This window comes from Vibrio sp. C8, assembly GCF_054051265.1.
In genome coordinates this window covers 522,332-547,635 of record NZ_JBPAOE010000022.1, presented here as the reverse complement: position 1 = coordinate 547,635, position 25,304 = coordinate 522,332, and the positions used below count along the sequence as shown (strand labels likewise).

General features: G+C 45.3%; 29 protein-coding genes. 12 read left to right on the top strand and 17 right to left on the bottom strand.

All coding sequences use genetic code 11. The features are described 5' to 3' along the window. Positions 1–56: 56 nt before the first annotated feature. Positions 57–662 (bottom strand): alpha/beta hydrolase, encoded by a 606-nt coding sequence (locus ACRQQK_RS13765; protein ID WP_457512292.1) that lies wholly within the window; start codon positions 660–662, stop codon positions 57–59. A gap of 190 nt (positions 663–852) precedes the next feature. On the opposite strand from ACRQQK_RS13765, the gene ACRQQK_RS13760 reads away from it, so the two are divergent. Further along, positions 853–1,128: a nitrogenase-stabilizing/protective protein NifW gene (locus tag ACRQQK_RS13760; RefSeq protein ID WP_081878616.1), complete on the top strand. Its 276-nt coding sequence runs from the start codon at positions 853–855 to the stop codon at positions 1,126–1,128. A gap of 139 nt (positions 1,129–1,267) precedes the next feature. Continuing rightward, positions 1,268–2,134, top strand: coding sequence for a glycerol kinase (locus tag ACRQQK_RS13755; protein WP_457512290.1), 867 nt, complete (start codon positions 1,268–1,270; stop codon positions 2,132–2,134). A 40-nt stretch (positions 2,135–2,174) separates the two neighbouring features. Here the strand turns inward: ACRQQK_RS13755 and ACRQQK_RS13750 are convergent, their stop codons facing one another. Next, positions 2,175–2,606, bottom strand: a complete 432-nt coding sequence (locus tag ACRQQK_RS13750; RefSeq protein ID WP_457512288.1) for a YccF domain-containing protein — start codon at positions 2,604–2,606, stop codon at positions 2,175–2,177. 290 nt (positions 2,607–2,896) lie between these two features. Beyond that, the gene (locus ACRQQK_RS13745) at positions 2,897–3,619 is read right to left on the bottom strand and encodes a sulfite exporter TauE/SafE family protein (RefSeq protein ID WP_457512286.1); all 723 of its coding nucleotides are present in this window, start codon (positions 3,617–3,619) and stop codon (positions 2,897–2,899) included. 287 nt (positions 3,620–3,906) lie between these two features. On the opposite strand from ACRQQK_RS13745, the gene ACRQQK_RS13740 reads away from it, so the two are divergent. The 3 genes from ACRQQK_RS13740 (at position 3,907) to ACRQQK_RS13730 (ending at position 7,228) form a co-directional block, all read left to right on the top strand. After that, the gene (locus tag ACRQQK_RS13740; RefSeq protein WP_457512284.1) at positions 3,907–5,262 is read left to right on the top strand and encodes an outer membrane protein transport protein; all 1,356 of its coding nucleotides are present in this window, start codon (positions 3,907–3,909) and stop codon (positions 5,260–5,262) included. A gap of 183 nt (positions 5,263–5,445) precedes the next feature. Then, the gene (locus tag ACRQQK_RS13735; protein WP_457512282.1) at positions 5,446–6,330 is read left to right on the top strand and encodes a DMT family transporter; all 885 of its coding nucleotides are present in this window, start codon (positions 5,446–5,448) and stop codon (positions 6,328–6,330) included. 286 nt (positions 6,331–6,616) lie between these two features. Next, on the top strand, positions 6,617–7,228 hold the full coding sequence (locus tag ACRQQK_RS13730) for a hypothetical protein (protein ID WP_457512280.1): 612 nt from the start codon (positions 6,617–6,619) through the stop codon (positions 7,226–7,228). Positions 7,229–7,318: 90 nt separating this feature from the next. Here the strand turns inward: ACRQQK_RS13730 and ACRQQK_RS13725 are convergent, their stop codons facing one another. The 9 genes from ACRQQK_RS13725 to rsxA form a co-directional block, all read right to left on the bottom strand. Then, positions 7,319–8,509, bottom strand: a complete 1,191-nt coding sequence (locus ACRQQK_RS13725) for a DEAD/DEAH box helicase (protein WP_457512278.1) — start codon at positions 8,507–8,509, stop codon at positions 7,319–7,321. A 369-nt stretch (positions 8,510–8,878) separates the two neighbouring features. Further along, on the bottom strand, positions 8,879–9,415 hold the full coding sequence (locus ACRQQK_RS13720; RefSeq protein WP_457512276.1) for a flavodoxin: 537 nt from the start codon (positions 9,413–9,415) through the stop codon (positions 8,879–8,881). Positions 9,416–9,581: 166 nt separating this feature from the next. After that, positions 9,582–9,836 (bottom strand): RnfH family protein, encoded by a 255-nt coding sequence (locus tag ACRQQK_RS13715; RefSeq protein WP_457512274.1) that lies wholly within the window; start codon positions 9,834–9,836, stop codon positions 9,582–9,584. Further along, positions 9,833–10,540: an electron transport complex subunit E gene (locus ACRQQK_RS13710; protein ID WP_457512272.1), complete on the bottom strand. Its 708-nt coding sequence runs from the start codon at positions 10,538–10,540 to the stop codon at positions 9,833–9,835. Before ACRQQK_RS13710 ends, ACRQQK_RS13715 begins: the two co-directional genes overlap by 4 nt. Further along, positions 10,533–11,141, bottom strand: coding sequence for an RnfABCDGE type electron transport complex subunit G (locus ACRQQK_RS13705; RefSeq protein WP_457512270.1), 609 nt, complete (start codon positions 11,139–11,141; stop codon positions 10,533–10,535). The genes ACRQQK_RS13710 and ACRQQK_RS13705 overlap by 8 nt, the downstream gene beginning before the upstream one ends. Beyond that, positions 11,138–12,139, bottom strand: coding sequence for an RnfABCDGE type electron transport complex subunit D (locus ACRQQK_RS13700; RefSeq protein WP_457512268.1), 1,002 nt, complete (start codon positions 12,137–12,139; stop codon positions 11,138–11,140). Before ACRQQK_RS13700 ends, ACRQQK_RS13705 begins: the two co-directional genes overlap by 4 nt. Then, a complete protein-coding gene (rsxC, locus tag ACRQQK_RS13695; protein WP_457512266.1) occupies positions 12,136–13,776 on the bottom strand; it encodes an electron transport complex subunit RsxC in 1,641 nt (546 codons plus the stop codon). The genes ACRQQK_RS13700 and rsxC overlap by 4 nt, the downstream gene beginning before the upstream one ends. A 9-nt stretch (positions 13,777–13,785) precedes the next feature. Beyond that, positions 13,786–14,319 carry an RnfABCDGE type electron transport complex subunit B gene (locus tag ACRQQK_RS13690; RefSeq protein WP_457512264.1) on the bottom strand — a complete coding sequence of 178 codons (534 nt, stop codon included), beginning with the start codon at positions 14,317–14,319 and terminating at the stop codon, positions 13,786–13,788. Positions 14,320–14,391: 72 nt separating this feature from the next. Continuing rightward, complete coding sequence (rsxA, locus tag ACRQQK_RS13685) at positions 14,392–14,967, bottom strand: electron transport complex subunit RsxA (protein ID WP_457512262.1); 576 nt, start codon at positions 14,965–14,967, stop codon at positions 14,392–14,394. A gap of 314 nt (positions 14,968–15,281) precedes the next feature. Here rsxA and nifL point away from each other — a divergent pair, with 314 nt between their 5' ends. The 5 genes from nifL (at position 15,282) to ACRQQK_RS13660 (ending at position 20,813) form a co-directional block, all read left to right on the top strand. Next, positions 15,282–16,811: a nitrogen fixation negative regulator NifL gene (gene nifL / locus ACRQQK_RS13680; RefSeq protein WP_457512260.1), complete on the top strand. Its 1,530-nt coding sequence runs from the start codon at positions 15,282–15,284 to the stop codon at positions 16,809–16,811. A 6-nt stretch (positions 16,812–16,817) separates the two neighbouring features. Next, positions 16,818–18,455 (top strand): nif-specific transcriptional activator NifA, encoded by a 1,638-nt coding sequence (gene nifA / locus ACRQQK_RS13675; protein WP_457512258.1) that lies wholly within the window; start codon positions 16,818–16,820, stop codon positions 18,453–18,455. A 166-nt stretch (positions 18,456–18,621) separates the two neighbouring features. Further along, complete coding sequence (gene nifB, locus ACRQQK_RS13670) at positions 18,622–19,980, top strand: nitrogenase cofactor biosynthesis protein NifB (protein ID WP_457512256.1); 1,359 nt, start codon at positions 18,622–18,624, stop codon at positions 19,978–19,980. Then, positions 19,958–20,245, top strand: coding sequence for a 4Fe-4S dicluster domain-containing protein (locus tag ACRQQK_RS13665; RefSeq protein WP_457512254.1), 288 nt, complete (start codon positions 19,958–19,960; stop codon positions 20,243–20,245). The genes nifB and ACRQQK_RS13665 overlap by 23 nt, the downstream gene beginning before the upstream one ends. 37 nt (positions 20,246–20,282) lie before the next feature. Next, entirely contained in the window at positions 20,283–20,813 is a 531-nt protein-coding gene (locus ACRQQK_RS13660; RefSeq protein WP_457512252.1) for a nitrogen fixation protein NifQ, read from the top strand. Positions 20,814–20,900: 87 nt separating this feature from the next. Here ACRQQK_RS13660 and ACRQQK_RS13655 read toward each other — a convergent pair whose 3' ends face one another. From ACRQQK_RS13655 to ACRQQK_RS13640, 4 genes are read right to left on the bottom strand one after another with little or no spacing between them, the layout of a single operon-like run. Further along, positions 20,901–21,395 carry a DinB family protein gene (locus tag ACRQQK_RS13655; RefSeq protein WP_457512250.1) on the bottom strand — a complete coding sequence of 165 codons (495 nt, stop codon included), beginning with the start codon at positions 21,393–21,395 and terminating at the stop codon, positions 20,901–20,903. Positions 21,396–21,433: 38 nt separating this feature from the next. Beyond that, positions 21,434–21,928 (bottom strand): AAA family ATPase, encoded by a 495-nt coding sequence (locus ACRQQK_RS13650; protein WP_457512248.1) that lies wholly within the window; start codon positions 21,926–21,928, stop codon positions 21,434–21,436. 36 nt (positions 21,929–21,964) lie between these two features. After that, on the bottom strand, positions 21,965–22,135 hold the full coding sequence (locus tag ACRQQK_RS13645) for a DUF2059 domain-containing protein (protein ID WP_457512246.1): 171 nt from the start codon (positions 22,133–22,135) through the stop codon (positions 21,965–21,967). After that, on the bottom strand, positions 22,110–22,442 hold the full coding sequence (locus ACRQQK_RS13640; protein ID WP_457512244.1) for a hypothetical protein: 333 nt from the start codon (positions 22,440–22,442) through the stop codon (positions 22,110–22,112). Before ACRQQK_RS13640 ends, ACRQQK_RS13645 begins: the two co-directional genes overlap by 26 nt. Before the next feature lie 211 nt (positions 22,443–22,653). Here ACRQQK_RS13640 and ACRQQK_RS13635 point away from each other — a divergent pair, with 211 nt between their 5' ends. Continuing rightward, positions 22,654–23,163 (top strand): RNA methyltransferase, encoded by a 510-nt coding sequence (locus ACRQQK_RS13635; protein ID WP_102962362.1) that lies wholly within the window; start codon positions 22,654–22,656, stop codon positions 23,161–23,163. A gap of 50 nt (positions 23,164–23,213) precedes the next feature. On the opposite strand, the gene ACRQQK_RS13630 is transcribed toward ACRQQK_RS13635, so the two are convergent. After that, positions 23,214–23,600 (bottom strand): hypothetical protein, encoded by a 387-nt coding sequence (locus tag ACRQQK_RS13630; protein ID WP_457512242.1) that lies wholly within the window; start codon positions 23,598–23,600, stop codon positions 23,214–23,216. Positions 23,601–23,868: 268 nt separating this feature from the next. On the opposite strand from ACRQQK_RS13630, the gene ACRQQK_RS13625 reads away from it, so the two are divergent. After that, a complete protein-coding gene (locus ACRQQK_RS13625) occupies positions 23,869–25,245 on the top strand; it encodes an MFS transporter (RefSeq protein WP_102962360.1) in 1,377 nt (458 codons plus the stop codon). Positions 25,246–25,304: the final 59 nt, after the last annotated feature.

Genomic DNA, 25,304 nt, shown 5'->3' with positions numbered 1-25,304 from the left:
CCCCAATGAGGTTCATTTGTTTTTACTGACTCGCTTAATTGGCACAAACAAAGTGACTAAGCAAAACACCTTTGAATGAACTGAGCTGCGAGTATCGCACCTTCAGAAGAGATCGTATGCTCTGTCTCTGGCTCATAACTCTCTTCAACATTGAAGTTTGACTTGGTAAGAAGCTTTGCCGCGTTCTGACTTTCAGTCCAAGGAATGACAGGGTCACTCTGACCGTGAATCAATAACACAGGAGTGTCCGAATTCTTTGCATAAGGTTGTGGCGAAGACAGCCGACCTGAAAAAGCCACCACTCCGGCTAGCGGGTATCGCGCACTCACTAGCGCATCTAACGACATAATTGAGCCTTGTGAAAAGCCAACAAGCACCACTTTGTCTGTGGCGAAATCTACGTTGTTTTCAGCAAGCAGCCCTTTAATCGTCTTATCAAATGCTCTTCTCGCCTCAACAATACGCTGCGGACGATTTTCAGCGGTCACACCAATCAGACTGAACCATTGATAACCCACATTGGCTTGATCAAAAGCGAATGGCGCGTTAGGTGATAGAAACAGAGTCTCGGGCAACAATGGATGCCAAAAATCCCCTAATGTACTTAAATCTTCACCATTACTTCCTACCCCATGGAGCAGAATTACTACTTGTTTAGACATTTTTAACCCTTAAAGCTGAACTGACTTCTTCATCTTAACTTAGAATATTTTGATGATTATGTAGCGATTAAATGAATGATTAACAACATACGGAAGATAAAAGTTTGATGCCATTCGTTTTAGCTTATATCAAAGCATGTTCACGCAAACTCTTTTACCATGACTCAACATCCACCTCTCGACTATACCTATGAGCCAGCCAGACATCCTTAAAACCATCGCGAGTTTTACCTCTATCGAGCAGGCTCTCGACCATTTTGAGATTGAATTTGACAGTCGTTTTATTGATGAGTACCGCTTACAGGTAACGAAGATATTTAACGGCTATTTGATCATGCAAAAACCCGAAGACTGGTTTGCAGCAAGACGCGCTTTAAAGAACGCTTACTGTAAAGTTCAACGAGGAAGGTTAGATCCACATACTCGCTCCGCATGCCGTGGCTGCACTTCATGTCAGCGTCGCTAACCTTAGCAGCCCCGTGAGTGTCCTTGCTAACGTTCTCATTTACATTGTAAATCACAGTTTCAAGCCAGCAGCGAATAACGGTGTTGAGCATTTGCTTTGAAGCTGATTGAATGGGCATAAATCACTGAAAGGAATTGCTATGTCCGACAAACTCTCCACTTCTGCGTTAGCTAAACTGCGTAATGTCGATGCGAAACAGCTATTTTCTGATCTATCCAAGGCAGGCTATCTCAGTCGCCATGAAGGTCAATGGCTGCTTACTGATCTCGGCGCAAAATTTGGTGGAGAATATGTTGAACATCCTAAATTCGGTAAATTTGTCGTTTGGCCGGAAAACTTGCTTATCGACCTAATGGCCACGGGTGGCAGCACCTTAACGGCAACCCAAGTGGGTGAGTATTTCAAACTCAATCCTAAGAAGATCAATCAGCTTTTTAGCGAACTCGGTTGGATTAATAAAGAAGAGAATGGATGGATCGCCACCCCATCAGGCATTCGAGTTGGTGCGAAACAACGTGAAGATAAATCATCTCAGCAAAAATTTGTGGTGTGGCATGACTCTATCCGTCACAACCCTCACCTGCGTCAGTCCGTGGTCGAGTTTTTAGGGCAAGATGCACAAACGCACGCAACGGATAAATCCTACTCCAGTTTCCGCCAAAAATTCGAAGCTAAACACCGAACATTGGACGGTCATTACGTACGTTCTGCCGGCGAACTGCTTATCGATAACTGGCTTTATCTGGCAGGAGTGATGCACGCATATCAACGCCCTCTACCTATTGAAGAGCCTGTAATGAGCGACTTTTACCTGCCCTTAGGTAAGGTCTACATACAATACTGGGGAAGTGATAGCGGAGAGATATCTCTGCAACAGCAGGAAAAAACACGTCAGCTTTACGCTGCACATGAATTCAATTTAATTGAGATTTCAGGAGATGAAGTCCATCAGTTGGATGATGTGTTGCCTGAGAAATTGCGCCAGTTTGGTATCAAAGCGTATTAACTGGCCGGATACCAAACCGACTATAACAAACTAGAACTGACTAACGGCGGCGGCCGTATCTTGCACCGTAAGCCACTTCTTTTGGCACAATCGTTTGACCAATAGGAGCCAGTGAAATTACAGCCAGTTTCAGATGTTGCAACGCGAACGGAATCCCAATGATGGTAACAAAACACGCCACCGCTGACAGCACGTGACCGATAGCCAACCAGATACCTGCAAGAAAGAACCAAATAACATTACCTATCTTGCCTAAGATGCCAGTACCAACATCTTTACGGAACGTCAGTTCGTTGCGATAAACCGCTTCTTTACCAAACGGGAAAAACGAGAAAGTGCCGATAACGAAGCATGCGCGCCCCCATGGAATACCAATAAGACTAACAAACGCAAGTAGGCCAACCAGCCACCATGCCAGTCCCATCACGACACCGCCACATAAAAACCAAATAATATTACCGATCGTTCTCATTAAAACCTCTGACTTGAGACGCTGTTAGTTAAGCTTCTGTGTCCAATAATGACTGAGGGCGACTTCACCCTTCAGCTTAAAGAAGCAACGCATTAGTAAGCGCCCCATATAAAAAAGAAACCCCAGACCTTAAAGGCTGAATCCACTAATGCTACTAGAGCCAGCAAGAAAAGACTTGCGGTTGGCGCATAAATCAGCGTTTTCCCATAAGGTTTACTGAAAAGAGTATTGTCGAACCTTTCTTAACAGGAGATGAATTCCCCTGAAAGATCGAGAACTACAACGGTATATCACATAAAGCTACGCCAAATTGCAGTGGTACCGCTGATCAAACAAAGCACTAATGCACCGAGACGAATTTTCTCTTTAGGCAACGCATGTGTTGTTTTCCGAGCCAGCGCATAACCTAACCAAGCGGCAGGTAACAAAGGAATGCTCAACATTACATGATGCATGTTGAGGTATCCCGCTGGAACTTGAATAACTAACGAAATTATGGAACTAAATAGAAAGAAAGCAGATAGGTTACCACGTAACTGGTTCGCTTCTTGGTGTTGTAGCAGTAATGCCATTGGTGGTCCACCAATAGAACTACTGGTACCAAAGAAGCCAGAGAAGAAACCAGCAACAACCATTCGCCCCGGAGTTGGTTCAATACGGTAAGGCAGCAAACTCACGATAACGGCAAACCAAACCAGCATGCCAAGCCACAGAGCCAAAACATCGCTTGATACCATTACCAGTAAAAAGCCACCAGCAATTGAACCAGGCACTCGACCAATCAGTGCCATTTTCAATCCACCAATAGAAATGTCTGAACGTAACTTAATCGCATTCAGCAATGAGATAAACAGCGCACAAATAACGATGGGTGCAGGTACATAATCAGGAGAGACCGAGAATAAAAGTGGCGCTGCAACAATAGCCAAACCAAATCCTATTGCTGTTTGAACATATGAACCAACAAATATCAAAAACATAGCAATAAGAGTGGTACTGCTTAAATATTCCATCATGCTGCCTTAAAAGACCCTAATTGTGAGAAAGTTTGCCAAGATCGAACGATCCTATCGATGGCTGCATTCTTACACAAACCATCAAATTTGTAGAGTCACTCTTTGATTTCATTAATAAACAAAAACGGGCGAACATAAGTCAGTCCATTCCTACGCAAAATCTACTGTTATGTGAATAACAAGTAAGTTCCCGTCAGAAAGATGTCAAATATCCACTGGACTGATGTGTTTCTGTACTTTCATTGGCTTAAATCCGGCATCCAATTGTTCGAGGCATTACACCAATGAAAAAAACACCACTGATAACATCGCTATCTGCTCTTGCATCTGCAAGTTTGATCTCCGCTGGCGCTGGCGCGGCTGGATTCCAGATCAATGAACATTCAGCGACAGGTCTTGGTCGTGCTTTTGCTGGTGATGCCGTTATTGGTGATAACGCTTCGGTGCTCAGTCGTAACGCAGCAGCAATGACGCTGTTTAAACGCGACGCTATGTCTATGGGTTTGACTTATGTTCGTCCAGATTCAACCATCAAAGATGCGCAATATCATTCAGCGCAAGTTGGTGGAAATATACATGCCGTTAATAACGGTACTTTCTTCAATCCAAGTCTATCTCTTGAGGTCACACCTTACGCGACCTCAACCGTCACCAATGTCGATGATGTTGAAGGTATCGGTAAGCAAGCTGTGGTACCTAATATTTATTACATTCATCGGCTGAGCGACGACTGGTATATCGGTCTTTCGGCTTATTCGAACTTCGGTACTGATATCGAATTTGAACCGGATTACGCTGCGGCTGTGTTTGGTGGCACAACTAAGGTCACCAGCATGAATGCGGGTATCAGCTTGGCGTATAAAATGAATGACCACCTGAGTTTTGGTGGTGGTATCGATGTGATTTACGGTATCGGTACACTGTATAGAGATATGGGGTTAGAGTTGTGTTTAAGCGCAACCGTACCCGGCTCAGGTACTTCTGAACGATGCAGTGGCGTGCAAGGCAACGCGTTAAGTGTTGAAGCGTCTGGAGTAGGCGTAGGCGCAAACATCGGCATGATGTATGAAGTGAATGACAACAACCGCTTTGGTCTGAGCTACAAATACAGCCCTGAAATCCAAGCGCAAGGTGACATCCATTACGTCGGCCAGACATTCGATACCCTCTATTTAGCGCTGCCTGATATTGCTGAATTTTCTGGCTATCACCGTGTACTACCAGAAGTTGCCCTGCACTACTCGGTACAATGGATCAACTGGTCTAAATTTGATTCGCTCAAAGCAGATGATGTGGCACTGAAAGAGTTCCAATGGCAGGACTCTTACCACTACTCTCTGGGTGCAACTTGGTATGCTACCGACAACTGGGCACTACGCACCGGATATATGTTCGACAAAACACCGGTCGACCAACTGGCATCGATTTCAATTCCCGATTCAAACCGTCAATGGCTATCCGCAGGTGCCACTTATCACTGGTCAGCCAATACCAGCATTGATTTCGGTATGACTTATCTGATTGGTGAAGATGTAGCAATCACTGAATATTTGGAAGAACACGTTGCTGTTCCCCGCATTGAAGCAACCACGCGTTCTGATGCGCTGTTGTTTGCGATGCAATTTAGCCACAGCTTCTAATTTGAGTAGTTTCAATAAGCCTATTTTCATCGTGTTGGATGGTTCGAATCAGCACGATGAAGTTCTCTATCCTTCTCGTTCTAAAACAGCTTTTCAATTATCAAAATTGCTCTACAATAGCGACACTTCCGAGCGCATTCCAAACCAAGGTCTAGTGATCTTAAATAAGCAGGCAACTCTTTCATGTCGAATACCATTACGAGATCCATCATATTGTTGGTTCTCGCAAACTTGGTGGCATCGTTTTCCGATGTATCACTAAAAATACTTAACGGCGAAGTGCCTACTTTCCAATACGTATTTATTCGCCAGTTCATTGGTACGATTATTCTGTTGCCTTTATGGTGGAAGCTGCCCAAAGAACAACGCCAGCAAGGTCGCTGCAAAGTTGCCTTTACTCGCGCACAGCTCATTCTGCTTGGCAGTGCTTGTGCCATGATCACCATTACCTACATTCCACTTGCGACTGCCAATGCGATTTTCTATGTCGGCCCAATACTGATGTTGCCGCTGTCTGTGTTTTTGTTGGGTGAACAACCCGCACTAAAGCAGATCATCGCGACCATCATTGGATTTATCGGCGTGTTAGTTGTGCTGCGTCCTGAGCAGTTTCACTGGGCAGGTATTGCGGGTTTGGGCTGTGCGTTATCGATGGGATTAGGCAACATCCTGATTCGTCGTCTGCCAGCGGATCAACCTTTGGTCAGCACTTTGTTCTGGACAAACGTTATGACGCTGCCACTAGCATTAATACTTGCGATTCCGGGTTGGTCGGCCATTTCTTGGACCCACTTAGGCTGGATAGTGATCATTAACCTATTGGTTCTGGCTTATCACGCACTGGTTGTTATTGCTTATAAGAAAGTAGAAGCCAACAGAATTGCATTAGCGGAATACTCCGGCTTAGTGTTTGTCACTTGGTTCGGTATTATGTGGTTTGATGAAATTCCAGACTTACTAACCGCGCTGGGTATTTTGTTGATTGTCGTGCCTATGATGCCAATCAAATGGTCGAAAGTTATAAAGTTCAAATCAAAACTGCCGCCGACCGCTACAGAGCACATCTAAATAAACGAAGCAGACAAACGATAATCGAACTTACTCAGTTAGCCTATTTGGATTTTAGATCTTTACGATCCTTCATATAGCACCTGATGATGACAATGGACAAAACCTAACACATACACAAACGAGCTAATAAGCTCGCTTTTATATCTAAAAAAACTATAATTAACACTAAAACCATACTTTATTCTGACAACATCACCTGAAAAACAAACATAATTCTAACCATAAATTAAGGTACGTCCGACGTAACCTTTACCAACCATAAACTCACTTTAAAGGCTTATCAATGATAAAAAAATTTTTCCTCGGTTTTGTCATTATTCTTGGTTATTTTTCGTTACCATTTTTAGTTACTAACGTATTCGAAGACTCACTGACAACAGAGTATTTAGTAGGGATGGTACTGGCTTTTGTTATTGGCTTTTTCCCTCTGATGTTTTTTCTTTCTAACAAACTATTCATGTTTAAAGCTCTACACCAAAATCCTCTCAGCGAAGACAAATTAGTAGAAAAGATTAAGCAACTGAATCTAAAAAACTGTAAGTTAACTGCTGAACACCATGATGATTTCTTAGTGTTAACATCCCCCTATATGAATGCTGATTTTATCTCACTAACTCAGAGCCAAAACATACAACAAACGTACTATATGAAACTATGGTTCGATGATAGTAAGCATTTAGTTAGATTCAAAGACCATCTAGTTTCAAGCTCTTCGCTGATAGGGTGTAACAACTTTTCATTTTCTGTGAGTTCTCAATCTGGTTATGTATCAACGGCAACTTATCTCATGGACTCAACAGGAAACTTGGTTCAATTTAGTAACGCGGAATTACACAGAGAGTTGATAAAAGTGGTCACCGAAAATGGCTGGGATCTAAAGCTGAAATTAATTTAGTCTGGTATATTATCTACTTTCAAATCATCCCAGAGCAACATTAGATATTATCTGGGATGACGTTCAACATAACTTAAGCGTCTATTACAATTACTCTTTAGGACGCTTATGCTTAGGTACATAGTTCAGAATTGAAATTGGCACGGGTTTACGAGGCTCAAAACCTTCAACTTCGCGGCGTTCAATCAAGTGGCCTAAACGGCTCTCAATCATGCAAAGGTTCTTGAAGTTGTCTTTCGATACAAACGAAATCGCTTCACCACGAGCATTTGCACGACCAGTACGACCAATACGGTGAACGTATTCATCCGCTGGGAATGGCAAATCATAATTAACCACTCGCGAAAGTTCTTCAATGTCGATACCGCGCGCGGCCACACCTGTCGCCACTAGGTACTTAATTTTGCCGTTTTTGAAATCTTCCAGTAAGCGCGTACGCACTTCTTGACTGCGACCACTGTGGAATGCTTCAGCGGCGATTTCACGCTTTTCTAGCTGTGATACCAACTTAGCCGCACCGTGTTTAGTCTCAATGAAAATTAAAGCCTGATCCCACTGATTTTCTTTGATCAGATGACTAAGCAGCGCTGATTTCATGTCTTTGTCGACGGTGATAAGCCACTGCTCAATGTTGGACTTCGAAGCCTGATTCGCCGCAATTGAAATTTCATACGGATCGTTCACTGCCGTTTTCGCTAAATCACGAACCTTATGAGACAGCGTGGCCGAAAAGAGTAAACTTTGCGCATCTCTTGGCACACGGTCAATGATCTTGTTGATAGATTCGATAAAGCCCATGTCTAACATGCGGTCAGCTTCATCCAGCACCAGCATTTCGATCTCTTCGAAATACACTGCGCGCTGACCATACATATCAAGTAAACGTCCCGGTGTCGCCACCAGCACATCTACGCCATCAATCAACGCCTGCTTTTGCGCCTTTTCGTCTACGCCGCCGTACATCGCAAGCGAAGTGAGCTCAGTAAACTGACCGTATTCTTTTACCTTGTCTGCAACTTGAATTGCCAACTCACGAGTCGGTACCAGAATCAGCGCACGAACACGTTTTTTCTTCTGTGTTTTTCCGCGTTGTAACTTTTCCAATATTGGCAGCACAAAACTGGCGGTTTTACCCGTACCTGTTTGTGCAGCGGCGATCAAATCCTGCCCTTGCAAAATCACTGGAATGGCTTTGGTTTGAATAGATGTAGGTTTCTGATAACCAAGATCCGCCACTGCTTTTGACAGTGCTTCACTCAATCCTAGTTTTGCAAATGACATGAATCGACTCTGAAAAGATTAATTTACGAAAAAGATAGAACAGCTTTTGAACCTCTGCTCTATGCCACTCTAAATTGAACCGCGGATTCTAACACGAAGAGACAATAAAAAAACTTAACGGTGGCTGCTTTCTTGTTTAAATGCTCAATCAAAGACTAAGAGCTAAACATCCTGACTGCCTGTAAGTCTGCGTAATGTGGGAACGCACCAGCCACCGTTAAGAAACTGGTATTCAAATACTTTAATTTGGCTAAGTGATTAGGCAGTGAACACAAACACGCATAAACCCTTCCATGGGGCTCTAGCGTACCATCCTTGGCACGCAAGGTTTGCTTATCACTGCCCAATCACTCTGTCACCGATAATGAGTTAAAGACCCATTTCAGAAGTTAACTGCTCAATCCAACCAGCAATACGCTGCTCGGTAAGACTTGCTTGATTATCTTTGTCGAGAACTAAGCCGACGAAGTCGTCACCATCGACCGCATTGGATGAGTTAAATTCATAACCCTCTGTTGGCCAAAAGCCAACCATCTCAGCGCCGCAGTTCGCCACGTAGTCATAGAGCTCACCAAGAGCATCGACGAACTCATTGCTGTAACTCACTTGATCACCTAAGCCATATAACGCAACTTTCTTGCCTGTCAGATCCATATCGGAAAAGTTAGGAAGAAACTCTTCCCAGCTCTCCTCTTGGCAATCCACTGACAAGCCCGGAAGCTGCCCTTGTCCTAATGTCGGCGTACCGAGAATCAAAAATTCGTAGCTGGTGAACTCTTCCACATCGACTCGGTTGATGTTCTTTGGTTTATCCGCAATTACATCACCCAGTTGCTTTTGAATCAGCTTCGCCATCTTGCGAGTGCTACCTGTATCGGTACCAAAAAAAATGCCTACTTTAGCCATACATCACTCCTTTGAAAAATATGTCCTGACCATTCCTAAATCGTTTCAGTGACATCGATTGACCTTTATCTGTAATGCAATCGCCGTTCCTGAGTTGGGTCTATTAAATTCAATAGGTTATAAACTCCCTAAAACCTACAAACGACAAATTGTCACAAACACGACATCAATCATCGTCGTCGTCCTCTGGCTTCCATATCAGAGGTCGATAAATTTCCACTCGTTCTCCGTTTTTCAACGGTGCATCGAGGGTAGTTATCTTGCCGAATATGCCAACCTTCTGGCTGTCGAGTTCGATGGTCGGATACATTTCTAAAATCTTCGAACCATGAATGGCACTTAAAACGGTCGCCTGTTCATCCACTGTCACGGGAAGCCACACTTGCTCGGTTGGCAAAGCATAGACAACGCTTACTTTCATTCCTGATCTCCTTGCATATCCAATTTCTCAAGGCGACTGCTCTCTATAACCGCAAGCAGTTTCTGCTTCAAAGCCAGAACCAAGCCCAGTGCGAGGAAACCGCCGGGTGGAAGAATCACCAACAACAGGCCGTGATAATCAGCAATCACCGTGGTTTCCAAAAACGAAAAACTCTTGCCGAGTAACAAGCTCGCATTACTAAACAAAGTGCCGCTACCAACCACTTCCCGAATACCGCCAAGTACGGTCAGTACCCAAGTAAAACCTAAGCCCATGAACACACCGTCAATAATGGAAGGCACTAAGGGAGAACGACTGGCATAGGACTCAACCCTTCCTAAAATTGCGCAGTTGGTTACGATGAGCGGAATAAAAAGCCCCAGCACTTTATGCAGTGGATGCAGATAGGCGTTGAGTAAAGCATCGATAACAGTCACAAGAGTCGCGATGATGATAACGTTCACGGGGATCCGAACCGCTTTACTGATCACGCCTTTTGCTAGGGAATTGAGAGCATTCGAGAGCACCATCACCACCATTGTCGCCAGTCCCAAACCTAAACCGTTGGTGGCACTGCTGGTAACCGCCAGCAGTGGACATAACGCTAACGACTGACTGAGAATAATGTTGTTGCTCCACAGACCTTGCTTAATGATATTTTTGTACTCACCATTTGACTTATTGCTTGAAGAACAATCACTCATGGTTTGCCTCCTGCTCTTGTGCTAATGCGTGTAGCGCTTTATGGACACCCTTCACCACACTGCGTGGCGTGATAGTCGCGCCACTGAACTGATCAAAGTCACCGCCATCTTTTTTCACCGCCCAAAGTGGAGTGCTTTCTAGTGAACGTTTGGCAAAACTCAAAATCCATGAGCTTTTCGCTAATTCGATTTTGTCACCCAGCCCCGGAGTTTCACTGTGGCTGATGATCCGAACTCCGAGAATTTGGCCTTGTGGTGTAGTCCCTACCAAATAGCTGATAGGGCCGCTATAACCATCTTGTACGCCACGAATAACCCAACTGATCACTTCGTGTTGGCTGTTCTCAACCGCAAATAAATCAAACTGTGAACCTTGATACTCAATGACTTTTCCGCTGGCAAACACATCGTTGCTGTACTCCTGCCCCGCCAGTACTTCGCTCAGAAGCGCATTCTGGTCTTCTGCGATACGCTGTTCAATCAAAGGCTGGGTAATCCACTGCGTCAGCACCAAAAATATGGCAGCCAGACCGCATGTCACAGCAAGCAAACCTGCTTGGTAGCCAACCTGTTCTTTCCATTTTTCAATCTGCTCCATCATGACGATTTCTCCACCGCAGGACGACGGCCAAACACATTAGGACGCATGTAGTAATCAATGAGCGGACTGGCAGCATTCATCATCAATACGGCAAACGCCACCCCCTCGGGATAGCTACCAAATGTTCGAATTAACCAGACTAAGAATCCGCAACCCAAGCCGTACAGCATCTGACCTCGAACACTGGTTGGTGATGTCACAAGATCGGTTGCGATATAAAACGCACCAAGCATAGCGCCACCACTGGTCCATTGAATCCAAAACGGAAGGTAGCTCTCTGGAGAGATAAAATTCGCCACCAATGCAGGTGCGCCCAGCCCTAGCATAAAACTGGTTGGAATTGCCCAATGAATAATGCGGCGATAGAGCAGATACAAACCGCCAAGCAATATAAACAGTGCGTTAGTTTCACCGAAACTGCCTGATTGCTTACCCAGCAATAGGTCAATAAATACGATAGGTTCGGTCCGCTCGGTGCTCAGAGCGGTCGCGGAAGTGACACCATCAAAATGAAACCAAGCATCAGGTACTGAAACCAAGTTATGGCTTAAATCAATGGGAGTTGGGTCTGCCCAAAGCGTCATTTCCACAGGGAAACAGACCAACAACATCACACGCGCTAACATCGCTGGATTGAAAAGGTTTTGCCCTAACCCACCATAGATATGTTTACCCAAAGCGATAGCAAAAACAGCGCCAAATACACCAAGCATGACCGGAAAAGTGGGTGGCAAACTCATCGTCAGTAACATGCCTGTAAGTAACGCCGACCCGTCCATACAGGCAATTGGGTTCTTTTTCATCGCCATCAAGCATAGCCACTCAGCAACCACAGCAGCTACACAAGTTGCCAGCATTAGCACCGCGCTGTTTAAACCAAACTGAAAGAAGCCAAACAGGCAGGCTGGCAGCAAGGTCAAAATCACGGTGTACATGATGCGAGTGCTGGAATTCGCATTGTGGGCAAATGGCCCTATCGCAGCGTCATACTTAATCATGCTTGATCCTCCGTGGCTTTGCGTTGAGGTCTGGGTGGTCGCGCTGGGCGAATGGGCTTCTCAGAAGTTGTCTGTACACTAGCTTCTATTGTGTCAGCCACTTGATTACGAGCCACTCTGCTTGGTCTCGCTGGTCTTGAGGGGTTATCAGCTTTTGCTGTGTTTGAGCTTTCACGAGGCGCAACCTTGCGAGATGGGCGTGACGGACGTGGTGCCGATTTCGCAGCGGCAACAGCGAGCGCCTCTTCTTGCAAGCGTTGTTTACGAGCTTCATTCAACGCTTTTACTTGAGCTGATTTTCGCTCTTGTTGTGCGTTAGAGTTAATCACCCCTTTGGCATGCATAAAATACTGCACCAAAGGAATCGAAGATGGGCAGACGTAGCTGCACGCGCCACAAGACAAACAGTTTTGTACACCAAGTTCTTGAGTGCGTTTGAAATCAGAAACTCGTGTGTACGCGGCCATCTGAAACGGCATAAGATTCATCGGACATGCTCGCACACATTGACCGCAACGAATACACTCCTGATGTTTGTATTCATCGATCACTTCATCTTCTGTGAGAGCTAGAATGCCGCCGACCGTTTTATCTATCGCGGCCTGAAGTGACGGGATCACTTGCCCCATCATTGGTCCACCAAAAATAAGGCGTTCTGTGCTATCACTTAATCCGCCGCAATAGTTGATCACATCATTGACGGGTGTGCCGATGGGTATATCTATGTTGCATGGCTGATCAATACCTTTGCCCGAAACCGTCACAATGCGCGAAACCAAAGGTCGTTCAAAACGCACCGCGTGATAAACAGCGCGAGCCGTCGCAATGTTGTTCACCAGAATGCCAATTTGCGTGGATAGACCTCCAGCCGGAACTTCATGCCCAGTGAGGGTTTTGATCATGTGTTTTTCTGAACCCATAGGATACACGCTTGGCACCAGACGTATTTCTACATCCGGCTCCGCATTCGCGGCATGAAACATTTCATCAAAGGCTTCGCGTTTATTATCTTCAATTCCGACAATCGCTTTTTTCGCACCACTGGCCGTCATCATCAGTTTTATTCCGGCAATGATTTCAGCCGGATACGACTGCATAGTGAGATCATCACAGGTGAGATAGGGCTCGCACTCACCGCCGTTAATAATGAGCGTCTCCACATTCGCTTTACGTGCAAACATCAATTTGGCGGCGGTTGGGAAACCAGCACCACCCAAACCAACAATCCCCGCTTCTTTTACTCGCTCGATAATTGTTTCAGGGTCGAGGTTAGTGATACTGCCACTGAACGCTGGTTTTCCCCATTGGCGATCTTCGTTTGCACGAATGATGATGGTATCGCACTTCACCTTGGCAGGATGGGTAGTCAAATGCTCAGTGATTGCGGTAACAATGCCATTTACTGGCGAATGAACCGGAGCCACCATATCGGTATGCCCGACTGCAATTTTTTGACCGCGATAGACGTGTTCACCCACAGCCACCAGCGATTTTAAACGTGCGCCATTACGTAATTGCAAAGGCAAGAAGACATTACGAGGCCAGAAGCCAGTATCAATTTTCTTCTCACTGGTTAGCTCTTTGTATGCTTTGGGATGGATCCCACCACGAAACGGATGGCCGCTTAAACTCAACATGATTTACTCCTACACCGCAACCGGTAATGTTGGTTTTGGCCAGTACCAACTCGCTGCATCTGGTTGAACCTCAACCATAGATAGGCAGCCTTGAGAACAGGCTTTTTGACATAACTGACATCCAGTACACACATCCTTAATGACCGTATGCAGTTGTTTAGGCGCGCCGACAATCGCATCAAATGGGCACGCTTTATAGCAGCGGTTACACCCCGTGCACTGACTTTCTGCGATGTATGCCACTAACGGCTTGTCTTGATCAGCGACATCAATAGATACACCCAGCATCTCAGCAACTGACACTGCCAAATTCGATCCACCCGGAGGACAAGCATTTGGATTGAGTTCACCTGCCACCATTTTTTCAGCCGCTTGTCGACAACCAGCTTCACCACATTGCCCGCATTGACCTCCGGGCAAAACGGCTTCAATTTGGTCAACCAGTGGATTGCTCTCTACGTGAAACAAAATGGCGGCATAACCGAGTGCGATACCCAGTAAAGCCCCCAGACAGACAAAAAACACTAAAGCTATGATTAACATCGACAGTCCTCCTTGACCGCTACCTTCTTTGACCTTTACCTCGCTCAACAGCTACTTAAGCTTGGGTCAGACCTAAGCCATTCCTGAAAAGCCCATAAAAGCCATGGATAGAAACCCTGCGGTAATAAATGCGATGGGTGTACCTTTGAATGCAGCGGGAACACGGCTGAGCACCAGTTGGTTACGTAACCCTGCGAACAACGTAATCACGATTAAGAAACCCGCTGCTGAACCGACACTGAACATCAAGGTATCGATAAAAGAGAGATCATCCTGAACAGCGAGCAGCGCAACACCGAATACAGCGCAGTTAGTGGTGATCAGCGGAAGATAAACACCCAAAGCCTGATACAGCGCGGGGAAGCTTTTCTTTACATACAACTCGGTAAACTGAACCACAGCGGCGATGACAAGAATGAACGCGATAATACGCATGAATTCGAGCCCCAAAGGGCGCAAAACATAGAACTCCAGCAGCCAAGTTGAGACAGTTGCGATAGTGAGTACGAATGTGGTCGCCACCCCCATTCCCACAGCACTACTGATCTTGCTCGATACACCCATGAACGGACACAGACCGAGAAACTTAGCCAATACCACGTTGTTGACGAACGCAGCACTGAGCAAAATAATCAATCCTTCAGACATAACTTCATTCCTTTTCTACTAGGGTCAATTGACCTTTCCCTAGCTTGGTGCATACGTTATGCCAGACGTCTTTTTTGCACTAAATTGACTCGTACAGCCCTGAAAATACAGATGTTAACGCGCGATTAAGCGTTCTTTTTAAGCCTATTTTTGCTTTGTCAGAAAGGTGACAAAGTTCAAAATTTCTCTTTCGTTTGTCTTAAATCAAACAAGGAGGTGTTAGCGATAGCTAATAATTCCCTTAGTTTATATATGGAATAATAAATGCAGCAGGGAGTGTGACGAAGGACCAAACAGAGCAAAGGATGGCACTTATGGGACAAGTAGACACACTTTTAGAAGGCGCGACTCCGCCGATTTTTGATTACCAAGCATTTGAACAGATTGTTTCGCATGCGCCTGTGGCAATTAGCATCACTGACCATAAAGGCACGATCCTATTTGTGAACCAAACATTCTCTGACATCACTGGCTACAGTTTTAATGAGTTAATTGGTAAGAATTCATCGCTTCTCTCTTACAAAGCCACACCGAGGAGCGTGTATGAGAGCTTATGGAAAACCATATCTGAGGGGAAACACTGGCAAGGACAATTAGTTAACCGCAAAAAATGGGGCGAAGCTTATATTGCTGAAATATCTATCTCTCGACTATCACACCCTCATGGCGAAGTCTGTTACTACGCGATTCATAAAGACATTACCGAGCGTCACCAACTCATTACCGAGCAAAAAAACCAGTTTGCGATGTTTCAGTCGGTACTCAACGCTGCGCCTATCGCCATCGCACTTGTTGATAGCTCACACAGTGTTCTGTTTAGTAATCAGAAGTTCAGTAACATCGAAAAAAGCATTGGGCAATCTCCGATTGATGCACTGCTCAACAGTTTGCTCAACGATTACGGGCATGACTCAGTCGCAGATTTCCTTGGTAAAAAAGACAACCGCTATAAAGGGGTTTATATCGAATCCAGTGAACCCGTTCGTGAACGTTGGTTTGAGTACGCTTTGGTGAAAACACCAGTAGCAGCCAGCAGTGTGGATTCCTACTTCCTACCTGAAGATGACGACTATACCGTTATCGCAATTTCAGAAAGAACCCGTGAAAAACAACTGGTGGAAGAGCGCCGCATTAACGCCATGAAACTGATGGCGCGCGATAACAAATACGTGCATGCCATGCAAGAAGCTCTGATGGGTACGCTGCATCAATTGCAAGGTCCATTCAATATGATTGAATCTGCGGTACGTATTCTTAAACGAACTAATCCCGCCTGCCCAGGCTTAGTGGCGATGGATGAGGCGATGGATACCGCATTAGATGCGATGCAAGACATCAAGCTTGCGATTCCTGAACGAACCAGCGAAGCGTTTCAGCCGGTTAATCTCAATCAGGTAATTCGTGATGTCAGTGATATCAGCACCGATGAACTGCTCAAGTCATCGTCTAACTTGGAGCTGATATTAGCGCCTCGTCTTTCAACCATTAACGGCATGTCACACCGACTGATTCTGGCACTGAAACAATTGATTGATAATGCGATTGATGCTATTCAAGCGGCGAAAACTAGCGACCGAACCATCATCATCTGCTCTTACGAAAGTGATGGAGAAATTAAGGTGATCGTTGAAGACAGCGGCATTGGTATAGAAGAATCGCAAAGACTCAAAATTTTCCAACCGTTCTTCAGCACCAAACCTAAACACCAGACAGGCTGCCGAGGTATCGGACTTTCGATTGTGCAGCAGGTTCTCAATGAACACTCAGCCACCATTAATGTCAGCAATAGTGAGCGCTTACGTGGCGCACACATCTGTCTTACTTTTCCCATCAGCCAATGGTGATCAACTATGACAGACGAAATGACTTTATTGAACTTGGAACGTCAGTTGTTGGCGGCCATGTACAAGATTTCCAGTGTGCTGAATACCAGCCTCAACTATGTGGAATCGTCCGATAAAATCCTGCAAGTGCTACACGATGAGTGCGCTTTGCAGTGCGGTATGCTGACCATTCTCGACAGTACACGAGACATACTGCTGATTAAATCGGTTCACTCTCCACAACCGAATTCGGCAGCGCAGCACAAGCAGGTGTCTTACAAAATCGGCGAAGGATTGGTGGGTGAAGTTCTACGCCAAGGCAGCTCCATCGTGCTGCATAATCTTGGCAGCGACCAACGCTTTGCAGACAAGCTGGCACTGTATGACTACGAAAAACCGTTTATCTGCGTTCCCCTGAAAGACGCAAATGGCAAAGTAATCGGTGCACTATCAGCCCAGCCGCTAAAGTTTATTGAAGGCGTGATTACCTTACAAACCAACTTCCTGAACATGATTGCCAACTTGATCGCCAAGAACGTTCAACTGGCATACAAGGTAGAAACTCACCAACAACAGTTAGTGGATGAGCGCGACAACTTACGACGCAAAGTTCGCAATAACTACAGCTTTCGTAATCTGGTTGGACATACCAAATCCATGCGCCAGATCTTCGAGCAGATCCGACTGGTCTCGCGTTGGGATTCTACCGTACTTATTCGTGGTGAATCTGGCACAGGTAAAGAGCTAGTTGCCAACGCTATTCACTACAACTCGCCAAGAGCCAACTTGCCCTTTGTAAAACTGAACTGTGCAGCTTTGCCAGATAACTTGCTTGAATCTGAGCTGTTTGGACACGAAAAAGGCGCATTTACTGGCGCGGTGAAACAGCGCAAAGGGCGCTTTGAAATGGCGGACAGCGGCACTATATTCCTCGACGAAATCGGTGAAACCAGTCCGGCTTTTCAAGCGAAATTGTTACGGGTGTTGCAGGAGAAAGAGTTTGAACGCGTGGGTGGAACCTCGACCATTTCGGTTAACGTTCGAATCATAGCGGCAACCAACCGCTACCTTGAACAGGAGGTGGCGCAAGGCAACTTTCGCGAGGATCTCTATTATCGCCTCAACGTTATGCCTATGTATTTGCCACCACTACGAGAGCGTTTGCAAGACATCCCAGAATTGGCAGAGCACATGATGCAAAACCTGAGTAAAGCTCAGCAACGTAAGCTGACACTGAGCGATGAAGCGATTCGTCTGATGATGTCTCATCATTGGCCGGGTAACGTGCGTGAGCTGGAAAATACATTAGAGCGAGCGTCGGTACTGTGTGAATCCGGCGTGATTGGCCCAGAATTAATTTCTCTCAATAAGTCTCAGCCAGTTTTCCAAGCACCAGTTCAGCCAACGCTTCACCATCCCGTTCATAACCATAGTCCATCCGCTCATCATTCGACTGCACATGCCTCACCGATGAATGGAGCATCAATGCCTGACTATCCTCATTCATCCCAAGAGATGCCAACAGGAGATGAAAGAGACATGGTGATTGATGCACTTGAACGCTCAGGATGGGTAAAAGCTAAGGCTGCAAGGCTGCTGAATATGACTCCGCGTCAAATCGCCTATCGCATTCAGATTATGAACATTGAAATGAAGCAAATTTAACGAGGAGAGCAGACAACCGCTGGGAAGGTTTGTCTGCTTTCAGACATTGTGGCAGACAAACCGCCCCAACCACTCACCTAACCCATTGAATATAAGTAATTTAAACCGGAACGAAGCTTGCAGAACAACCGTATCGTTTGATTTCAGCAGTAAACAAGAGGTAGACATGGAAAGTCATTCTCGCGCTGTCGGGCCGCAACATTCCAACCAAGATAAAGTGCACCATTTCTTCACCAAACAGGTACAAGAAAAAATTCAGCAGCACCCTTGTTACTCCAAAGAAGCGCACCAGTATGCTCGGATGCATCTGCCTGTAGCGCCAGCCTGTAATATTCAGTGCAACTACTGTAACCGCAAATACGATTGCAGCAATGAGTCCCGCCCCGGAGTCGTTTCAAGAGTGATGGACAGCAGTGGCGCCCTAAGACAATTCAACGCAATTAAAAAGCGTGCGCCAAATTTAACCGTGGCGGGAATTGCAGGGCCGGGTGATGCATTAGCCAACCCTAAAGCGACCTTCGCAACGCTTCGTTTATTGAATCAAGCTCAGCCTGATGTTCAATTGTGCATTTCAACCAATGGCTTGGCTTTGGCCGAACATGTGGAGGAACTGGCAGAAGTGGGCGTTCACCATCTGACCATTACCATTAACACTGTCGACCCAGATATCGGTGAAAAAATCTATCCTTGGATCTATTTCAATAATCAGCGCTTGCGAGGCAAAGAAGCGGCGCAGACCTTAATTGAAAGGCAGTTGCTTGGTCTTGAAATGGCTGCTTTGGCTGGCATGTTAGTGAAGGTAAATACCGTGTTGATTCCCGGTATCAATGACCACCACGTGGCAGCGGTATCTGAAGCTGTTAAACAACGGGGCGCACTGCTGCACAACATCATGCCTTTGATTTCAGATCCAAGCCACGGCACCTATTTTGGTCTGAGTGGTCAACGGGGGCCAACCGAAATCGAAGTCGCACTTGCCCGTGAACAGTGCGGTGGACACATGCCACAAATGACTCACTGCCAACAATGCCGAGCGGATGCCGTCGGCATGTTAGGCAACGGTGAATCACCGTGTTCTAGCGCTCCCCAATCAAGTGAAAGCAAGCCGTCAAGTGTAAGCAACAAAATTCGTGTCGCAATTGCCAGTGATGGTAGCAGCAGTGAGCATATTCAACTTCATTTTGGTCATGCGACACGCTTTGAAATTTACCTGTTCAGTGAGAAATCACAGCAGTTTCTCTATCAGGAAACGCGTCATGTTGAGTTGTACTGTAACGGCAAAGATGACTGTGATGATGGTGGTGATATCGATAAACAAGCTCTGATTCAGTCCATCGCTGACTGCCAAATGGTACTGAGTGCCAGAATGGGGATCACTCCATGGCGAGAGTTAGAAAAACTCGGCGTTCAACCCAATGTCGATTTTGCTTTTCAGTCTGTCGCAGCAAGCCTGGACAGTATTGCGAAAGATATTATCGCGAACCAAAGCAAGGAGGTGGACTATGAGCTTTGTAATCAGCAATAAATGTGTTGGTTGCCACGCTTGTATGGTGGTGTGCCCAAATCAAGCCGTCTACCCAGATGCGAATCTCATCAATCAGTTCCATATCCATCCTAAACGGTGTGATGAATGCTCGGCGCATTATGACAATCCCCAATGCGCAAGTATCTGCCCTGTGGAGGAAGCTATTCTTGATAGCTCTAGAAATCCGCTCAATCCGATAGGCAGCTTGATGCCAGCTATCATTGCAAGCCAACTGCCACCGCAGCAAAGTATCGCTGATAGCTAACGTAGTCAGTATATGTCAGAGACTAGCGAGAAAACGCATGATTGATAACGTCATCCAACAGTATTGGCAACCAATAGTAGAGAGCTATCGACGGGGTGATACAGCCCTGCCTCTCTACATGGGTTTGAACCAGAACGGATACAACGCTCTATTGTTAGCAATGGGCTTAGAATCCGTTACTCTTCCGCTAGAGGTGGAAGAGAAACTCCAGCTACGATTAGAGCTGATGAATATACGAATCGGTGAGTTGGAAGAACTTGAGAGGCTGTTGGTGGAGTCACTCAATCCGGACGTTACTTTTGGCAGCGAAATGGTCACCGTCTTAGCCAGTGCTTGTTTGGGCAGCCAACATTTATGGAGAGATTTAGGCATGCCGGAACGCCCTCGCCTAACGGATCTGTTTCGAGACTACTTTCCGTTACTGCATGCCAAAAACGTCAACAACATGCGCTGGAAACGCTTCTTGTATCGCCAATTGTGTGAAAACGGAGGCGATTACGTGTGCCGCTCACCGAGTTGCGAAGAGTGCGCCAGTTATTCCGAGTGTTTTGATGTTGCGGCAAAGTAAGATGCTGGCAGTATCAGTGAAATTTGGGATGTCTGTAGGCTGAAGAACACTCTTCAACCCACAGCCAAGAACATAAACGATCCCAGTCTAATTTTGCCTGCGAGAAGGCTCTGCCTGATGTAAATAACGAGTAAAAGTGTCTTTAGGGCGTTCAAGACCATTGGTAGCCAATGTTTTAGAAGCCATACCTCGATGGTTACTACCATGGGTCAACAAGTGTAATAAGATCTCTTCAACTGTGAGTCTGCCAGTGTCACCATCAACAAATTTAAATACGACACTTCTCTCAAGCTCTTCAGGCGTCAGCGACTGAGCGAAATTCACTAGCCATGAATCATTCTGCTCCATTGTCTGACGAAGTTCTGCGATCGTAGGTGTTTCAACGGTATTATCAGCACTGTATTTCTCTGGCTCCCCCAGAATCCGACTGATAAAAAGGCTATCGACCACAGTGGTATGGTTGAGAATTCGGACAAAGAAAATCGCGTCATCTTGCGGTAGTTTGTCAAACTGCTGCTCACCTAACGCTAGTAACTCAGCGTTTGCCCATTGTTTGTATTGAAATGCTTTTGCTAGCTGCATTTTTGCTCCCGTAATAGTCCATTAAAAACGCGATTAAATTAGCTTCTTTCCACTCGCACGATATTCAAATTCTCATCGCTGGCTGGTGATTCGAAATACTGAGTCACATGATGAAATACCACCTCTGTATCAAACTGTGCTCTCTCTGGCTGCTCTGTTCGTCGCTTTGCTATTTGAGACAGGCACTGACTGTCAGAGAGATCCAAGTAAACCAGCTCATGCTCACATCCTAATTCTGAACATGTAGAAATAAACCACTGTCGTTGTCGGGCAGTGTTGGCGGGAAAATCCATCACCACATTCGTCCCGGTTTTCAAAATGCTTTGAACATGGCGCTTGATGAAAGGTTTAATTGCCGTAGAAAACCTGATGTAGTCATCAAAGGTCTGAATCTGATTTGGGAAATGTGCAGATAACCATTCGTCTTCGGAAACAAGTACCGCACTGTTTTCAGCAGCGACAACTTTGGAATAGGTTGATTTTCCTGCACCCATTTTTCCGCAGAAGAAGAACAGCTTTCCTAATTGCTTCATGTTGCCTCCGTGTAGTTATGTTTATGACTTACTGGATTATTTCGCCTGATGTTTTTCAATGAAAGGCGTTAGCTTTTCCAACAATAAGTGCTGTTTATTTTGTGCTTCGTTCATACCCAACTGAGCGCCTTGTTGCGTCAATGATGGTGATCTCTCCACCAGTTTTTGCCCTGTTGGGCTTTCAAAGAAACGAATAACATCTTCCATGTTCATCAACCGTAAAAGTTTGTGCATAAACAACGGCAATCTGTCTTTTTAGCCCTTCCCTGTCCAAATCATTATTGAACCAATCGCGATAAATGTTCTTTAATTCAACCGTTTCTTCGTCATTGAGTCGTAGATTGTCAGCCAGTTGATTGACAATAGGAAGCATGCTCTCAAAACCACCTAACATTTGTTCATCTACTTTCATGGTGACTAACAATTTTTCCGCTGTTTCTATTTGTGAATCACTATATGCATGCGCATACCCAACAAACATAAAAGACAACACCAATGCGATTACTTTGTTCATTTCTCATTTTCCCTTTTAATAGTAAAAACTTAATATGCAACTAATCCCTAAACAATGAAACCGACCATCGCACTTTCTCCGAAAGCAATCAATTTTATTTATAAAAAAAGCATCAACCAGCAATAGTACTTCTCACCATTTAGATCCATAATTCGACCAACTCGTGAGTTTTAAACTCTCACCTAAAGAAATCAGAAGTAGAAAGACAGTAATGACAACAGAGTCGACAGCCATTATTGGACTGCATAATCCAAAGAATCCAACCAATGTAGGCGCGGTACTGCGCGCAGCAGGTTGCTACAACGCAACGCAAGTTCGTTACAACGGAACACGCTATAACCGAGCAGCAAAGTTCCAAACTGATACCAAACATGCCCACGAGCGAATTGGATTGGTGGAAATGGAAGACCTCACATCAGCACTTGCTGATGATGTAGAGATCATCTGTGTTGAGTTGGCGCTTGGTGCCATACCACTCCCTCACTTCACTCACCCAGATAAAGCGATATACGTGTTCGGTCCAGAAGACGGTTCTTTACCACAAGAGGTCGTCGATAAGGCCCATCATGTTGTCTATGTTCCGACCACGGGCTGTATGAACCTTGCTGCTACTGTCAATGTTGTGCTGTATGACCGCCTAGCAAAAACAATGGGCGATATTGATCACCATCAGCAGGTATTGGCAAACCGCGATAATAAAAACAGATTGGCAGTGAAGTAAAACCGACTGAGAACGTTGATTTTGATTTAGTCAGTCATATCTTCAGCCTGTTAATCCGCGAATTTTCCAATGTTCTCAGCTTGTGCTTCAAAAATCGTTTTGACGCATAAGCTGTTGCTTTTGGCAACGGAAATCCACTGTAACCCTGTTTCATCTGAATGTTCGAACTCTACTTGCAGTTCGTACTTTCTTACCGTCGCAAACGCCACAATCATGCCAATAGTCACCGATACTGGCCCTGCATAAATACCAAAATAATTGGGTGTCACAAACCAAACAACACTTGAAAAGATTAAGCCAAAAACGATTAGCCTAATAACATGATCTTTTAGCGTATTCGTTTTTACTCTGGAGCGTTTTATTCGCGCCAATGGATATTCGTCGTTTTTAAATCTAAGTGCAGTACCACTAATTTGGAAACTACTTTGGGTTATCATTTCATTCTCCAACGATTGCAATAGCGATATCATCTTACGCAAACAGCGCAGTTCAAAACTAAAATAACGGCAACTTGCGAGAATGAGAAATGAACGAAAAAATCATGACTTTTTACTGACAACTCGATTATCTCTCACGCCAAAATCAGAAAATTGCTTATTTAATAACAGAGACATAAACGCTAGACTCATCAAAGTTAAATGCTCAATTTTCTCAATAAATTCTAATAATTTCATCAACGCAGGTATGGCACCTTAGGGACCACGAATGGCGAATCCGTTACGTACTTTCACAGCTTTATACATCACAACACTGCTCACAGTGTTAGCAAGTGGCTTACTCACAACCTATTTAGGTCTGCGACTTTCAGCAATGCAGGTCCCTGAATTATGGATTGGGGCCATGATGTCTGCTTATTACGCTGGTCTGGTCGCGGGTTCAAAAATAGGTCACAAATTGGTTGCGCAGGTCGGCCATATTCGTGCATTCGTCGCTAGCGCAGGATTAGTTACCGCATCTGCACTTGGACACGCATTGGTCGATGACTTATTGATCTGGATTATCCTCAGACTGATCGTCGGTATCGGTATGATGTGTCAGTACATGGTGTTGGAAAGCTGGCTCAATGAACAGGCAGATAACAATCAACGTGGCGCGGTATTTGCGAGCTATATGATCGTTTCCTACCTGGGTTTGATTCTTGGTCAAGGCGCAATCAGCTTCTACCCAGATCTAGGCTTAGAACCGTTACTACTTATCGCTATCTGTTTTGCTTTGTGTATTGTGCCAATTTCTCTGACCAAACGAATTCACCCGGATCCGTTGGTTCCTGCGCCACTGCAAATCACTTACTACTGGAAAAAAGCACCTCAGGCACTGACCACCGTTGCTATTGGCGGCATGATCGTCGGTTCCTTTTATGGTCTTGCTCCCGCTTACGCAAGTAATCTTGGTATGCATCCAGACCAAGTTGCAACCTACATGACCACCACTATCATGGCAGGGTTGTTAGCTCAATGGCCCATGGGTAAGCTCTCAGACATGATTTCCCGTAGCAGCCTGATCCGAATTAACTGTATATTGCTGGGTGGTTTAGCAGCGGCTATTGCCGTTCTGCCACATCAAGACCATTTATCTCTGGTAATGACTTTCTTGTTCGGTATTTTGGGATTTACCTTGTATCCACTGGCGACGGCATTAGCAAACTCGCGAGTTGAACAAGGTGAGCGTGTCGGCTTGTCCGCCACTATATTGCTGACATTCGGTCTTGGCGCTTCTATCGGGCCATTGATTGCTTCCACCATCATGCAATGGTTTGGCAACAACATGCTTTATGGTTTCATGGCTGCGTGTACCTTGGTTATGTTTTTCCGTTTGCAATACATCAGTTCTCGCCAGAAAAAGGCCGAAGTATATGTAACGGAAGACTACATTATGGCAACAGGTGACTTAGTGTCTTCACCACTGGCAGTAGCACTTGACCCTCGTGTCGATGTGGAAAGCGTTCAGGAAGAAATGACACCTTCGTTTGAAGCTGAAGAAGAAAGCGAAGAGGATGACACTAACTACCAAGACGATGAAATTGACGGCGACCATGATGACATTGTGATTGTCAACGCCGACATTGAGGAAGAACTTAAATAGGCACGCTGGCAATCTGTATTATCATCGGTTGTAAATCCCCCAAGCTCAACAGCTTAGGG

Excerpts from the sequence above, each read along its gene's own strand:
- ACRQQK_RS13765 (WP_457512292.1), bottom strand. The coding sequence starts at position 662 with ATGTCTAAACAAGTAGTAATTCTGCTCCATGGGGTAGGAAGTAATGGT.
- ACRQQK_RS13760 (WP_081878616.1), top strand. The coding sequence starts at position 853 with ATGAGCCAGCCAGACATCCTTAAAACCATCGCGAGTTTTACCTCTATC.
- ACRQQK_RS13755 (WP_457512290.1), top strand. The coding sequence starts at position 1,268 with ATGTCCGACAAACTCTCCACTTCTGCGTTAGCTAAACTGCGTAATGTC.
- ACRQQK_RS13750 (WP_457512288.1), bottom strand. The coding sequence starts at position 2,606 with ATGAGAACGATCGGTAATATTATTTGGTTTTTATGTGGCGGTGTCGTG.
- ACRQQK_RS13745 (WP_457512286.1), bottom strand. The coding sequence starts at position 3,619 with ATGGAATATTTAAGCAGTACCACTCTTATTGCTATGTTTTTGATATTT.
- ACRQQK_RS13740 (WP_457512284.1), top strand. The coding sequence starts at position 3,907 with ATGAAAAAAACACCACTGATAACATCGCTATCTGCTCTTGCATCTGCA.
- ACRQQK_RS13735 (WP_457512282.1), top strand. The coding sequence starts at position 5,446 with ATGTCGAATACCATTACGAGATCCATCATATTGTTGGTTCTCGCAAAC.
- ACRQQK_RS13730 (WP_457512280.1), top strand. The coding sequence starts at position 6,617 with ATGATAAAAAAATTTTTCCTCGGTTTTGTCATTATTCTTGGTTATTTT.
- ACRQQK_RS13725 (WP_457512278.1), bottom strand. The coding sequence starts at position 8,509 with ATGTCATTTGCAAAACTAGGATTGAGTGAAGCACTGTCAAAAGCAGTG.
- ACRQQK_RS13720 (WP_457512276.1), bottom strand. The coding sequence starts at position 9,415 with ATGGCTAAAGTAGGCATTTTTTTTGGTACCGATACAGGTAGCACTCGC.
- ACRQQK_RS13715 (WP_457512274.1), bottom strand. The coding sequence starts at position 9,836 with ATGAAAGTAAGCGTTGTCTATGCTTTGCCAACCGAGCAAGTGTGGCTT.
- ACRQQK_RS13710 (WP_457512272.1), bottom strand. The coding sequence starts at position 10,540 with ATGAGTGATTGTTCTTCAAGCAATAAGTCAAATGGTGAGTACAAAAAT.
- ACRQQK_RS13705 (WP_457512270.1), bottom strand. The coding sequence starts at position 11,141 with ATGATGGAGCAGATTGAAAAATGGAAAGAACAGGTTGGCTACCAAGCA.
- ACRQQK_RS13700 (WP_457512268.1), bottom strand. The coding sequence starts at position 12,139 with ATGATTAAGTATGACGCTGCGATAGGGCCATTTGCCCACAATGCGAAT.
- rsxC (WP_457512266.1), bottom strand. The coding sequence starts at position 13,776 with ATGTTGAGTTTAAGCGGCCATCCGTTTCGTGGTGGGATCCATCCCAAA.
- ACRQQK_RS13690 (WP_457512264.1), bottom strand. The coding sequence starts at position 14,319 with ATGTTAATCATAGCTTTAGTGTTTTTTGTCTGTCTGGGGGCTTTACTG.
- rsxA (WP_457512262.1), bottom strand. The coding sequence starts at position 14,967 with ATGTCTGAAGGATTGATTATTTTGCTCAGTGCTGCGTTCGTCAACAAC.
- nifL (WP_457512260.1), top strand. The coding sequence starts at position 15,282 with ATGGGACAAGTAGACACACTTTTAGAAGGCGCGACTCCGCCGATTTTT.
- nifA (WP_457512258.1), top strand. The coding sequence starts at position 16,818 with ATGACAGACGAAATGACTTTATTGAACTTGGAACGTCAGTTGTTGGCG.
- nifB (WP_457512256.1), top strand. The coding sequence starts at position 18,622 with ATGGAAAGTCATTCTCGCGCTGTCGGGCCGCAACATTCCAACCAAGAT.
- ACRQQK_RS13665 (WP_457512254.1), top strand. The coding sequence starts at position 19,958 with ATGAGCTTTGTAATCAGCAATAAATGTGTTGGTTGCCACGCTTGTATG.
- ACRQQK_RS13660 (WP_457512252.1), top strand. The coding sequence starts at position 20,283 with ATGATTGATAACGTCATCCAACAGTATTGGCAACCAATAGTAGAGAGC.
- ACRQQK_RS13655 (WP_457512250.1), bottom strand. The coding sequence starts at position 21,395 with ATGCAGCTAGCAAAAGCATTTCAATACAAACAATGGGCAAACGCTGAG.
- ACRQQK_RS13650 (WP_457512248.1), bottom strand. The coding sequence starts at position 21,928 with ATGAAGCAATTAGGAAAGCTGTTCTTCTTCTGCGGAAAAATGGGTGCA.
- ACRQQK_RS13645 (WP_457512246.1), bottom strand. The coding sequence starts at position 22,135 with ATGGAAGATGTTATTCGTTTCTTTGAAAGCCCAACAGGGCAAAAACTG.
- ACRQQK_RS13640 (WP_457512244.1), bottom strand. The coding sequence starts at position 22,442 with ATGAACAAAGTAATCGCATTGGTGTTGTCTTTTATGTTTGTTGGGTAT.
- ACRQQK_RS13635 (WP_102962362.1), top strand. The coding sequence starts at position 22,654 with ATGACAACAGAGTCGACAGCCATTATTGGACTGCATAATCCAAAGAAT.
- ACRQQK_RS13630 (WP_457512242.1), bottom strand. The coding sequence starts at position 23,600 with ATGATAACCCAAAGTAGTTTCCAAATTAGTGGTACTGCACTTAGATTT.
- ACRQQK_RS13625 (WP_102962360.1), top strand. The coding sequence starts at position 23,869 with ATGGCGAATCCGTTACGTACTTTCACAGCTTTATACATCACAACACTG.